A 12,826-nucleotide genomic window follows, 5' to 3' on the forward strand; every position below is an offset into this window, starting at 1 on the left:
CTTTTACAGTTCTTATTTTTTATAATGATCCCGGTTCGAAAACACTACCCGAAATCCCTTGTTGTGATTTCTCGAAGTGGGCGACAGTGGATTTCGATACGCATTTCGCGTATTACGCGCGCCGATATCCCAGGCCCCTCCGCGCAACGTTTTGAATCGTCCTTGCGATGGACCTGCGGGACTAAGTTTGGTAGCTACTGAGTAGTAACTTTCATCATACCAATCGCTGCACCATTCCCAGACGTTGCCCGACATATCGTATAGCCCAAGGGTGTTAGCTGGCTTCGAAGCAACCTTCATCGTCCCCTCGGAATGATGTCCATACCAGGCTACGGAATCCAGGACGTTATTGCCACTATAGAGATCTGAAGTGCCACCAGAACCGCCGCGCGCGGCGTATTCCCACTCAGCCTCCGTCGGAAGCCTGAACTTCACATTAGCTGTCTCGGTCAACCAATAGCAATAAGCGACGGCATCGTCCCAGCTGATGTTGACGATCGGATGGTCATCTTTAAAACCAAACCATGGAGCATTGGGCATTGACCGTCCAGTACGCAAGCAAAATAATTTCCATTGAGCAACGGTGGTCTCCGTCTTTGCAATCCAGAAATCGCCTACTTCAACTTTATGAACCGGCTTTTCATCGCGCTCGCCCTGATCACTTCCCATCTCAAATGTTCCACCTTTCACGAAGACCATCTCTGGCACATCTTGTGCATGAATACAAACACTAACAAGAACAGAGAGCAGAATAGCGATGGTCTTCATTTCTTGACGGCATTTATGGTTACTGGCTTGCCTTTCCCAATCCACAGCAGTGAATTTGCAATCATCTTATTCTGGAGTGCATCAGACATAACAGCATCGCCATGTCCCATGTTCATGTAGATCATCCTGTATCGGGTGTTGGTCCACACCACGGGCGTATCACCACCAGTAATAATATCCTTAATGCCCAGGGGATAATTCATCGGATCCAACGTGAGCAGCACTTTAACATTCTTGTTGGCTCGCGGACTTGGCTTCCATTGATACCACTCATTGGTGGGTGATGCCAGAGCAGGCGGTATACCTTTCGTAATCGCATGGGTCGTGTCGTCGACTATTAAGCGGGCGGGCTGCGGCGGCCAGTTGTTCGTATAAAAGACTGCGCCTCCCATAAAATCAACAAACCACGGCCAGCCAGTAGTCTTATCGTTATAACCGGAAACGTGAAACCCTATCCAACCGCCTCCATTATCCATATACTTTTCAAAAGAACGTCGTTGCTGTTCCGTGTGCGGAAAGTCGTTGATCCACATCACCACCTGATAATTTTTAAGGAGCGTATCATTCAGATTGGTCCAGTCTTTCGTGACGTCGAAAGTAAAGTTACGGTCATCAGCAAGCTTTGTATAAAATGCACGTACATCCTTTGAAAAGTCCTGATGGTCCTGTTCAACCTTTGTACTATAAAAGGCCAGCACCTTAAACTCAGGCTGCGCTATACAAACTGCATGAAAAAGAAATGCGGCAACAAGAATTAGCAACGGACGTATCATTTCTTCACCTCCATTCGTTCAGCGCCACCGAGCCATAACAAGCCATCGGTGATCATGTTGTTCTGGTCCTGGCTTGAAAAGATTTTGTTACCATGCCCCATGTTCATATAAAGCATTTTGTACCTGGTGTTTGTCCATACTACAGGCGTATCTCCGTCCTTTATGATGGTCTTCACACCGAGAGGATAACTCTCCTTCGACAGTGACATCAGTACCTTAACATCTTTGTTCTCGCGTGGGCTGGGCGTCCACTGATACCATTCGCCCGTTGGCGAATCATAGCTGGCAGGCAAACGTTTTGTCACAGGATGTGACCGATCATCAACAACAACCTTAGCTGGCAGTGGGGGCCAGTTGTTCGAATGAAAATAAGCACCTCCCAGAAATTCGTTGAACCATTTCCATTTCGAATCCGGAAGATTAAAAGCTGAGACATGGCAACCCAGCCATGCGCCGCCACGACCGATAAAACGTTCGAATGCCTTACGCTGGTCATCTGTTTGCGGAAAGTCATTCAACCAAATCACGACATCGTAATTAGCGAGGTAGTTGTCATTGAGATTCGTCCAATCCGTTGTGGCATCAAATGTAAACTGTTGCTGGGCTGCAATCAGGTCAAAAAAATACAATCCGTCTCTGGCAAAATCCACATGGTCCATTTCGCCCTTCGTGGAATAAAATGCAGCCACCTTAAACCGTGGACTTTGAGCCGGAGAACTGAAAAAGGAAAGCAACAGGAAGAAAATAAACAAAAAGGGATTCGTCATCATATTACAGAGATGCAAGCCGAATATAGTAATTAACTTTAGCGACTAACATTGCAGTCATGAGAAACCTTTCCTTATGCGTGCTCCTCGTATGCTCATTAATCAATGCCCATGCGCAGGACTTTTACGACAAAGAGCTGCTCAACCTGAGCAGCGTCCGGAAACTTGCCGAGTATAGGACCGGAGAAATCGAACAGCTTTCGAGCTACGACCGGACAGGCGGAAACGACGATGGGTTTAGCGGGAAGTATTCCTTTGTCAGAAAAGAAGCAGGAGGTCTGGTAATGGCCGATCTGAAAGGGCCGGGTGTTGTTAATCGCATCTGGACTCCAACTCCTACGAAGGACACTGTCAAGTTCTATTTTGATGGCGAAAAGAAACCAAGGATAGCCGTACCATTTATTGAGCTCTTCACCGGTAAGACGTTTCCTTTCCTTGCACCATTAAGTGGAAATCAGGTTGGAGGTTACTATTGTTATTTACCGATACCATATGAGAAGTCGTTAAAGATCGTGTACGTCGGCACTGAGCTTAAATTTCATCAAACACAGTACCGTACGCTCCGTAAGGAAGATGCTGTAAAGTCATTTACCAACGAATTGGTGCGTACTCACCAGGCAGCATTGGAGAAGGTTTCAACGACCTGGAACAGAAAGGTCTCGCCCGTTGCAGAGTATGGAAATAATGTGAAAGAGAAGAAAATAAACATAGCACTTCGCTCTGGCGTCGAAGAGTCTTTATTTTCACTCGCCAGCGGCGGAAGACTTGTAGGCATTGAATTGGATGCAGGAACGCTGACGCAGGTCTATCGGAAAGTCATGCTTACCGCGCGATGGGACAACGAGTCAAAGAATGCCCTGGACCTTCCCCTTCACGACTTCTTTGGTTTCGCCTTTGGCAAATCGGCGATGCAATCCATACTGCTGGGAGCAAACCTTCAAAAGCTCCACTCATATCTGCCGATGCCTTTCGATCAGTCTGCCGACTTCAGGCTGAAATATGATAAAGGGCAGACAGGTCCTGAAGAAATTCTCGTCACTGGATCTGTATTCTATACTGAAGAAAAGCGCAATCCCGCCAATGAAGGTAAATTGTATGTTCAATCACGCCGTGAGTACAACAGCCCATCCGGAACTCCTCATCTCATTGCCGACATCAAAGGCAAAGGTCACTACGTGGGAACAGTGCTGATATCGCAAGGGCTCGAAGAAGGTCACACTCGGTTCTTTGAAGGCGACGACCGGGCGACCATTGATGGTAAGCTGAAGCTTCATGGTACGGGATCTGAAGACTACTTCAATGGTGGATGGTATGCCGTGATGGATAGATGGGACCGCGGTATCAGTTTACCTCTTCACGGATCGTTAGATTACAATCTCATGAGCGCGCGAACAGGTGGTTATCGGTTTTACATGAATGACAAACTCAACTTCAATGAGTCTTTCAATATGACGATCGAACATCAGCCGGATGCAAAAGAAAACGTTAAGGCTGATTACACTTCGGTTGCTTATTTCTACGGTGACCGTCCTCAGTTCGAAAACAAACCTGTGCTTATCGATGCCTCGATCGGTAAGATCGCACATCGTGATAAACTGACCGCGCAGGGGATGATGGTTACACTCTACTGGCTCGCGACTGCCAGCTATGAAGATCCGGCAATGATCATTTCGATGAAGCGCAGTGACAAGTGGTTTGCCACAATTGATCCCGAAGCGATACCCATGGCCCAAATTGTTCTTAACACACTCCACAACGGGCGATACAAACTATACCTCACATACGGGAGGACAGAAGGCCTTGAACCATTCAGCATCTGGCAACGGTCGGACCAGGTATCGGAGTGGATCGCCGCGGCCAGTGATACGCCGGCCGAGGGGAAAACGATTGATGCTGGAATAATTGAGATTACAGATGAAGTTAAGACGATCACTCTTCGTAAGAAAGCAGGCGATACGTCGGTGAAGATCATGGCCCTGGAGTTTGAGAAGATACAATAAACATTTGACTCCCCAGACTCCTGGAAAACGAGGGATGAATTAGCTGCTCACCAGGCACATTCAAGTAATATCAGGTAAGCCAGATGTTGATAAACGTAATGATACCCAGCAACAGTAGAATTGCACTGGGCAGCATTGCGATGAGTCTGTTGTGCTGAATGAATCGCGACACGCGCTGAGCGGCAAACGCCAACAGCGTCAAGAGGCCAAGAGCACCTAACGAGGTACCCAGGACATAGGCATGAACTCTTCCGGTTGTGTCAAGAACAATCCATCCTTCTGCTTTGAGATATGCGGTCACAGCAATCCACCAGGGTATCGCTTGCGGGTTCAGAATGCTTAGCACCAGTCCTCTCACAAATCCGCTTTCCTGTAGCTTCACCGTTGCAGCCGATGGCTTGCGTGCGCTCCAAAGCCCGATGAGTCCGAGTAGTACCATGACAGATGCCGCCAGTATTTTGAAATTCTCCTGTACAACGGGCGAGCTGGTTACCCAGCCTTCAAATGCAACTGCAATCCAGGCGTAAGGATATTCTACAAGGGCAACCGCCAGAGCAAAATTAAGGGCCGCCTTCAGCTTGTTTTCGAGACCAAGCTGCATAACAAGGATATTTAACGTACCCGGAGGAATCGATCCGATGAAGCTGGCTACGGCGCCTATGATGAAAACCTGAAGTATCAATCCGGGATAAGCTAAGCTATAACCGCGTATATAGCGGCGAAATACAAAGGTAGTCGAAAAAAAATAGGGCGACACTACTGCCGCCCCTGGATAAATGTGGTCCGGCATAACGCCGGAAAATAATCTCAAGCTCACATCATTACGCAATTGCGTCAGCTCGCCAGTAATCTACTTAGAACGCTTCTCAAAATCCTCGCGTCTGATCAAGATGGGAGTACCCACTTGCTTTCCCTTTCTGTAGCCAATGGCCCTGAAGCGATAGACATCCACAGGTATCATGATCTTCCCACCTGTGTACTTCGGATGATATTGGTTTGGAATGGCATTGTCGAGCGTATAGTAAATGTCGAGGTCGTCCAGCTCCGTTTTCATTTCGATGGCATAGACCTCACCCGACTTTGTTATGCTTATACTTGGATCGTAAACACTTCTTGAGTAATTGACACCTGCTGCATCGAAGCGTACAAATTGATCTTCAACACGTGTGACAAAGTTCTTCCAGTCTTTATTCTTTTCAGGCGACCATAAAGTTTCTGACACGGCCAGGGCCCGCGGATAAGTCATGTATTGCAATTGCGCCACAGAAGCGATCTGCTCAGTCCAGATGTTCGCCTGGCCTCCTATTACATAAGATGCATCGATACCTTCAGGCAAAAGATTGAACTTGTACACATTGTCGAGGCGTGAAGTGCCGTACACGGGAACTTCTGTTGACACATCTCCCTGCATCATATCGAGGTACCAGTCTATAGCGGGACTCATTACAACGGGGTGTTTAAGGTGAGTCGCTTCAACCCCGCCCTTCACGCCACGCCATGCCATAACGGCCGCGTTAGGCGCAATTCCTCCTTCCAGGATCTCATCCCATCCGATCATCTTCTTCTTTTGCCCCTCAACGATCTTTGCGACACGCTTCATGAAATAGGCCTGCAACTCTGTACCTGAGGCGATCTTATTTTTCTTCATGAAGGCCTGCGCTCCCGGATCCCGCTCCCAGAATCCTTTGTAACATTCGTCACCACCCACATGGATGTATTCGAATGGAAACAATGAAGCGATTTCACCAAACACCTTCGTTAGAAACTGGTACGTCTTCTCATCAGTCGGATCCAGCGAATTGTCTGTATGCATTACAAAAGTGCCGTTACCCCAGGTAGCAAATGAGCTTCCTGGATTGACACGAATAGTCGTATCGTTAGTAATCGACAACTCCGGGTAAGACGCTATCGCCGCCATGCTGTGTCCTGGAACATCTACCTCAGGCATAATCTCAATGTATCTGGACTTCGCATATTGGATTACTTCCTTAATATCTTCCTGAGTATAGAATCCTCCGTAGGTAGGCTTCTCGCCTGGCTTTGGTGGAGTCATTGTATTAAAAAGTCCGGTTCTTGGAACCCGCCACGCTCCGACGCTGGTTAACTTCGGAAGACTCTTGATCTCGATGCGCCATCCCTGGTCATCGGTCAAATGCCAATGAAGTCTGTTAAACTTGAAGCGCGCCATCTGATCGATGTATGCCTTCACTTCTTCCTTCGTGAAGAAATGACGCGATACATCCAGCATAAGTCCCCGCCACTTGAAACGTGGGTAGTCTGTGATGCTCACCGCGGGTATCCGCCACGTTGTGCTCTCCACTCTCTTACTCTCAATTTGAGGTGGTAGCAATTGTAGAAGTGACTGCACGCCGTAGAACAGACCGGCAGCTGAAAATGCCTCGATAGTTACGCCCGAGGAAGTTGATTGCAATGTATAACCTTCATCTCCCAGCGCACCTTTGTCAGTCCCGCTCTTCAATGAAAGGACAATTCCGGCCCCCGATGTTGTCGTAGTCTTTAACGAAAAGCCGCTTGCGGGGCTGAGCTTTTCTGACAGATAAGCGGCAATCTTCGCTAATTCGGGCTGCTTGTCCGGGACACCTATTGTTGTTTGCTGTGTGATTGTGTACTCGCCATTTTGAACCTGGAGGCTCACAGGAACCGGCGTGATCTTGATTGCAGAGGTTTGAGCGTTTGCTGTCGCTGCCGCACACATGACACACGCGCAAACTAGAAAAAGAAAAATGCGTGACATTTCTGATTGATAAGGTTGAATTAATCTATTGCCAGCTGGCATTCCAGCAATGTAACTCAATAAATCATCAATTGTATAGAATGGGACTCGCAGAAGGCAATTTCATTTGCCATGCAATGCGTAAGTCAGATTCAGATAGTAGAGTCCGCCAATGGCCGGGCCGCCGATGAACGAATAGTAGTACTGATTTAATACATTCGTCGCTCCCAGTTTCGCAATCAACGATCCCTTTAAAAGATCTGCCGTTACCTGTAGATCCAGAGTTCGGTACCTGGATACTGTTCCTGTTGCCAGAGCCGATTGCCAGAGAAACTCAGCCTGCTCCCGATAGTTGATTCCAAAGCCAAAGAACTTATAAAGAGAACTTCCAGAAACAGAGAGATTATATATCCATGGCGGCGTGTTGAACCCGTCCTCCAGCCCGTCGCTTTGATCCTTGTGCCCCAGTTTCGCGTATGTAAAGTTACCGCCAACGGTAAGCTTACGTGTCAATGCATAATTCACGCCGGCAGTAGCCCCGTAGTTATGACTGATCGTCTTGGAGTTCGTCCATAGGCGGTAGAGGTTCTGTTTTGAATTCTGCTGCAGATAGAATGGAATACTGTCGGGCTTTTCAGTCTTGGGAACGTTCGCGTCGATCTGCGCTATGAGATTATCGTAAATATTATAGTAGGCGTCGACATCGATAGTGAGACGATTGTCCAGCATCACAGCCCGGTATCCTGCTTCAAGACTTCGTACACGTTCGGGCTCGAGATACGTGTACGGATTCTCAGCAAGCAATCCCTGCTCCTGTACGATCGCGTTGTTCAAAGTCATGCCTTTGGTATTGACATCACTTTGCACTGCTCGCTGAAATTGTGTTATCGAACTTTGTGTATAACTGTTCTCAAATACACCGTCCGACATCACCCGTAATCCACCAATTCTCTTCCTGCCACCACTATTGATATTCGAGAACGCTTCAAAAATGCTGGGGAACCTATATCCGCTCTGTGCAGACAGGCGGATCGTATGGGTTGGTGCGGGCGTATAGACCATCGCCAGTCTCGCATTCAGTTTGGGATCGAAGTATTGATTCTTCTCAAGGCGCATCACGGCATTGGCTTTAAACTTACCGTCCCACATCAATTTCGTTGCCTGAACAAAGCCACCTGCTTTCCAGTAGTTAATGTTCTTTCCTTCCTCCTCAGGATTCACAAAATAGTTTCCGTCGGGTACAATGTTGTAGTCTCTGTAATCCACCCCGTACATCAGCTGAAAACTATTCGACTTCTTAAACAAAAGGTCAGTGATGTCATGCTGAAATTCCGAGTGGATGAGTGCCGCTTTTACACGAAGTGCTGCACCAACATCCCAGTTATTGATGTCACGCAGCTCTTCGATTTTATCCGTCATTGCCTGTGAGCCGGGCTGAATCCTTCCATTGTCAGTCATTGCACGGGCATGAGCCATGGCGTCCGGCACCGACATTCCGCCCGTTACATCACTGTTGAATTGTTTTGAAAAATCAGAGAACCAGACATTGTCCGGCTTGAAGCTTCGATCAACATTTTCGGCCATGGAACGAATGTTATATGACTGACCTGTATTCTCCTGGGTGACGTAAGCCTTGAATTGAATCGTGTTTGATTTAAGGGAGAACGCGTGCTGCTGCGTTAAGTAATCTTCAAAACGAAAGCGATTCGTTCTTTGATAGATATTGTTTTGGTACGCAGCACGGTAAGTGTAAAACATTTCAACTTTCGAATTCGGGCGGAAGGCAATCGTTGCGTCGCCCTTCATATTCTGCAAACCGTAATCAGCCACCTCTTTTTCTGCGTATCCTGTACGACTCACAACATACTGCTTTCCGCCAAGGGTGAGGGTACGCCGGTTGCTGGATTCGTCACCATATTGGTTCACTACATCGGCACCAGGATTTGACTCACCCGTAAGACCCGTGGAGGAGTTGGCGCTAGGATTCAGGTCTGTCCGATTGTTCGCTACCCAGTCTGTTCCCTTTACAAACGACCCGTTCACTTTGAAGGCCCATTTATCATTGAACGCCTTGGCTATGCGCAGATTTGTTTCACTGAATACTGTGGACTTCGAATCCGGAGAGTTGATGTTGTTAACGCCAGTCTTCTGACTGATGGCGATTCCCTGATATAGAAAGGGATCCTTAGTACTGAAATTTGCAACTCCGTTAATGGCATTCATTCCGTACATGGCAGATGCCGATCCGGGAATAAGCTCTACTGAAAGGATGTCGAGATCGTTAGGACCCAATGAATTACCGATGGGCGCTCCAATGTGCGGAGCCTGATTATCAATGCCATCTACCATTTGAACGAACCTCACGTTTGTGGTGTGGGCAAACCCCCGCGCATTGATCACTTTGAATCCGAGGCTCGGTGTGATCACCTGAACCCCTTTCAGGTTTGTGATGGCATCAAAGAAACTGGGCTGAGGAGATTGCCTGATGAACTGCTGGTTCATCTTCTCAACGCTGGCCGGCGCCTGGAGCAATGATTCCTGATGCCGGCTGGCGGTGACAACCAGCTCGCTCAGGATGGTAGTTTTAACAGAGTCACGGTTCACCTCCTGTGAGAAGGCATAGCATGGGATAATAGTGCTGAGCAATAAGAAGCGTGCCTTCATTTAATCGTATCGGTGTGTACAAATATACATATCGGTTCGATATAGCAAGACGTTCCTAACGGCTGTGGAATCTTCGACGGCCATACGACATAGTTTTATGGATGAATTGCGTCCCTCAAGCCTTGGACAGCCTGAGCCAATTAAAGCACTGTCCCTTTCGTCGGCCTTAATTTTCAGGCATGAAACCAGCCGATTAATCGTTGTTCCTAACGAACTGCGAATCAACCTCCGAAGAGGCGCAGCACTTGTTCGCGAATCGGCTCGAGTACATGAGTTATAAACTGATGATGAAATAAAAGCGGTAAGGGAATAATTAACATCCCAAATACCCATACAAATGCAAAACCCCGACTTTGATTCAACGCCCTTGCAAACGCAGGTCTCGATTCAAGATTCATCGCCACTGCATGAATGGCAAAGTACAGCATCGAAAGGCCATACCCACTGCGAACGGGAAGCGAAATAGCAATCTCATGTAATGCGCCGGACAACAGGAACGACAACATCATTGCCGCTTGTCCTCCAACTTTGCTCTTTAACGGACGATACAAAATCAGTGCAGTCATCTCAGAGAATGCCAGGTTCCATCGCCTTCCCCAGAACTCCTTTAAAGAACGAGACCGATAAGGAGCTCGAAACAGTTCCGGTACATCAGCCCCCAATAGCCGCCACCACGATGCAGAAAGATTCAATAGTCCGAAATGCAGGATCAGGCTGATAGCCGTCAGCAACAACAACTGTGGCACAAAAAGCATTGCCAGAAATGAATACTTACCCGCGGCGAAAGAAATAAACAGCATAATCACGGCCGCGACTATTCTTGAAAGTCCCTTAAATGCCAGTCCTCTGGAGAAAAGCGCTGGTCCCGGAAGTCGCTCAAATAATTTTGGGTTCATTCCAAACCATCCCAACGCGAAGGCTACCCATTGCGCGGGTGAAAGTCTGTTCCCCAAAGGATATGACTCAATACTCACCAATAGCTTCATCGACAACAGCTGCATGAACACTATGATAGCCATTCTTACAACCGGCGGCGCGTCGTTGGCTAATACGCCTGACAGACACACCGTTGCGGCGGCCAACGTCCAGCCGACTATTCTGGAAATCCTCAGAGATGCCCGGCCCGGAAGCACGTATCCAGTTATCAGAAGAAAAAGGCAATACGCAGCGATACCCGTGACATTCATATCCAGGCACAGTTAATAAAGAACGCGAGAAGGTATACGATCGAGAATGCGATAAATGCACTCACCAACAGAACCTCGCCAATAGTATAGATAATTCCTTCAGGAGCTTCCGCGCGATCAAAATAGAAGAACTGAATGCACGTTCTGCTGAGCCAGTAAATGCCAATAAACAATGTCACACACCGGGCAAGGAAAGAAGTGTTCAACAATTCGCCTGCTCCTGCCACTGACACGATGCCAAAACAAAAATTGATAACGAGTATGTATCCGGCGTAAGTCCAGAACATTTGTCTGAGCAATGGCTTTAGGCTGCTCAGCCCCTTTTTCCACTCCAGTGCGGCAGGTACGTAAAGACTGGCCGCACAGAGCCCGAAATGGCCCATTCCTGACCAGAAAATGAGTTTCTCAACCAACAGCCTGTCCATATGATTAGTATTTGATTCTCAAAACACGACATTTAAGATTAAACTTTCAATAATTATTGAAAGTTTAATAACCTATGATTACCTTTACCGTATAATTAAGACAGATGAAACTCGCAGAGGCTAAAAATCAGTTTATTCAGGCCTGGGGCACATTAGGCTCCAAGTGGGGTATTAACCGAACAATGGCGCAACTCCATGCGCTTTTGATGGTGTCTCCAGATCCTCTTAGCACTGAAGATCTGATGGCAGAGCTGAACATCTCGCGTGGCAACGTGAACATGAACATACGAGAATTGATGGACTGGGGGCTGGTAGAGAAAATGCACAAGCCCGGTGACAGGAAAGAATACTTTTCTGCAGAAAAGGATATCTGGAAGATAACGAAACAAGTTGCCAAAGAAAGAAAGAAAAGAGAGCTCGAACCTATTATCAAAGTGCTTGAGCAGGTGAGCAGTGTTGAAGGAGATAAAAAGGACAGGAACGTGAAAGCGTTCGTAGATGGCATAAGTGGAATAAAGCGTATGGCTAACAACGCCGATAAGACGCTTGAAACCATGGTTAAGGCAGAAGAGAATTGGTTCTTCGGGGGAATACTAAAATTGTTCAAGTAGTACTCCCCTTTTTTTAAGTCAATGTTTCATTACATATTGAAAGTTCTGAATGATATGAGACCATTAGATAATAAAGTGATCGTATATGACAGTAACTGCAAGGTGTGCTCATCCTGGAAGGACATTGTCATCAGCCTCACACGTATTCCCGAATCAAAAGTCAAGGCCTACAAGGACCTCAGTGACGGTCTCGACACTAAGGTAGACTTAGCCAAATTCCAAAACGCAATGGCCCTGGTAGATACCAACGGAGGGCCTACGCTCTATGGAACTGAGGGCATCGCATACATTTTTTCAAGTCAGTTCGGGATTGCCGCAGCACTCTTCAAATTCCGGCCCGCTCTGCGTATGTTCGACTTTCTATATAAAACGCAGGCATACAACCGTTACATTATTGCCACTCCTAAGAGCAAATTCATGTGCGATTGCTTTCCCGATAGAATTGTCAAATACCGGATCAGCTATATCGTCATATGTGTCATAATTTCCCTAATGCTCACAGCGCTTCTCGGAGTTTCCCTGAAATCATTTGCCGGAGTTAGTCTTGCTGCCTCGGTTGCGCAAATGCTTTTGATAGCCGGAACCGGCTGGGTTTTGCAAATCTTATTGGCTATTGTGATCCTGAAAGAAAAAGCCCTTGACTATATCGCTCATTTGGGAAGTATTATGGTTACCGGATTGCTGGTGTTGATCCCATGGATTTTACTTCACTGGATAGCCGGAGTTAAATCCTATTATATTCCAATCATTTCAGTCACGATCAGCAGCACGTTGATGTTGTACCTTCATATACACCGCGTTCGACACTTACAATTATCCCAGGCCTGGACCATCAGCTGGTTTTTGTTTCTTCAAGCTACTGCAGTGGCGTGGATCTATACCTTCTATATCCAATAG

General features: G+C 47.2%; 11 protein-coding genes. 3 read left to right on the plus strand and 8 right to left on the minus strand.

Going from position 1 to position 12,826, the window contains the following annotated elements; all coding sequences use genetic code 11:
• Window positions 1-12: 12 nt before the first annotated feature.
• Genes WBG78_RS22550 through WBG78_RS22560 form a run of 3 tightly spaced genes read right to left on the minus strand, consistent with a single transcriptional unit; the run spans window position 13 to window position 2,311 of the window.
• Entirely contained in the window at window positions 13-768 is a 756-nt protein-coding gene (locus tag WBG78_RS22550) for a formylglycine-generating enzyme family protein (RefSeq protein WP_337328760.1), read from the minus strand.
• On the minus strand, window positions 765-1,541 hold the full coding sequence (locus WBG78_RS22555; RefSeq protein ID WP_337328761.1) for a ThuA domain-containing protein: 777 nt from the start codon (window positions 1,539-1,541) through the stop codon (window positions 765-767). Before WBG78_RS22555 ends, WBG78_RS22550 begins: the two co-directional genes overlap by 4 nt.
• A complete protein-coding gene (locus WBG78_RS22560) occupies window positions 1,538-2,311 on the minus strand; it encodes a ThuA domain-containing protein (protein WP_337328762.1) in 774 nt (257 codons plus the stop codon). Before WBG78_RS22560 ends, WBG78_RS22555 begins: the two co-directional genes overlap by 4 nt.
• 56 nt (window positions 2,312-2,367) lie before the next feature.
• Between WBG78_RS22560 and WBG78_RS22565 the strand changes: the two genes are divergently transcribed.
• On the plus strand, window positions 2,368-4,308 hold the full coding sequence (locus WBG78_RS22565; RefSeq protein WP_337328763.1) for a glycoside hydrolase family 172 protein: 1,941 nt from the start codon (window positions 2,368-2,370) through the stop codon (window positions 4,306-4,308).
• A 70-nt stretch (window positions 4,309-4,378) separates the two neighbouring features.
• Here WBG78_RS22565 and WBG78_RS22570 read toward each other — a convergent pair whose 3' ends face one another.
• The 5 genes from WBG78_RS22570 to WBG78_RS22590 form a co-directional block, all read right to left on the minus strand.
• Window positions 4,379-5,098: a LysE family translocator gene (locus WBG78_RS22570; RefSeq protein WP_337328764.1), complete on the minus strand. Its 720-nt coding sequence runs from the start codon at window positions 5,096-5,098 to the stop codon at window positions 4,379-4,381.
• Window positions 5,099-5,158: 60 nt separating this feature from the next.
• Complete coding sequence (locus tag WBG78_RS22575) at window positions 5,159-7,063, minus strand: beta-N-acetylhexosaminidase (protein ID WP_337328765.1); 1,905 nt, start codon at window positions 7,061-7,063, stop codon at window positions 5,159-5,161.
• A 102-nt stretch (window positions 7,064-7,165) separates the two neighbouring features.
• Window positions 7,166-9,706, minus strand: a complete 2,541-nt coding sequence (locus WBG78_RS22580) for a TonB-dependent receptor plug domain-containing protein (protein WP_337328766.1) — start codon at window positions 9,704-9,706, stop codon at window positions 7,166-7,168.
• A gap of 221 nt (window positions 9,707-9,927) precedes the next feature.
• Window positions 9,928-10,893: a wax synthase family protein gene (locus WBG78_RS22585; RefSeq protein ID WP_337328767.1), complete on the minus strand. Its 966-nt coding sequence runs from the start codon at window positions 10,891-10,893 to the stop codon at window positions 9,928-9,930.
• Window positions 10,890-11,318 carry a hypothetical protein gene (locus tag WBG78_RS22590; RefSeq protein ID WP_337328768.1) on the minus strand — a complete coding sequence of 143 codons (429 nt, stop codon included), beginning with the start codon at window positions 11,316-11,318 and terminating at the stop codon, window positions 10,890-10,892. Before WBG78_RS22590 ends, WBG78_RS22585 begins: the two co-directional genes overlap by 4 nt.
• Window positions 11,319-11,422: 104 nt before the next feature.
• Between WBG78_RS22590 and WBG78_RS22595 the strand changes: the two genes are divergently transcribed.
• Both WBG78_RS22595 and WBG78_RS22600 read left to right on the plus strand, forming a co-directional pair.
• The gene (locus tag WBG78_RS22595; RefSeq protein WP_337328769.1) at window positions 11,423-11,929 is read left to right on the plus strand and encodes a GbsR/MarR family transcriptional regulator; all 507 of its coding nucleotides are present in this window, start codon (window positions 11,423-11,425) and stop codon (window positions 11,927-11,929) included.
• 54 nt (window positions 11,930-11,983) lie between these two features.
• On the plus strand, window positions 11,984-12,826 hold the full coding sequence (locus WBG78_RS22600; protein WP_337328770.1) for a hypothetical protein: 843 nt from the start codon (window positions 11,984-11,986) through the stop codon (window positions 12,824-12,826).

Origin of the sequence: Chryseolinea sp. T2 (assembly GCF_037203685.1) — a bacterium.
GTDB lineage: Bacteria > Bacteroidota > Bacteroidia > Cytophagales > Cyclobacteriaceae > Chryseolinea.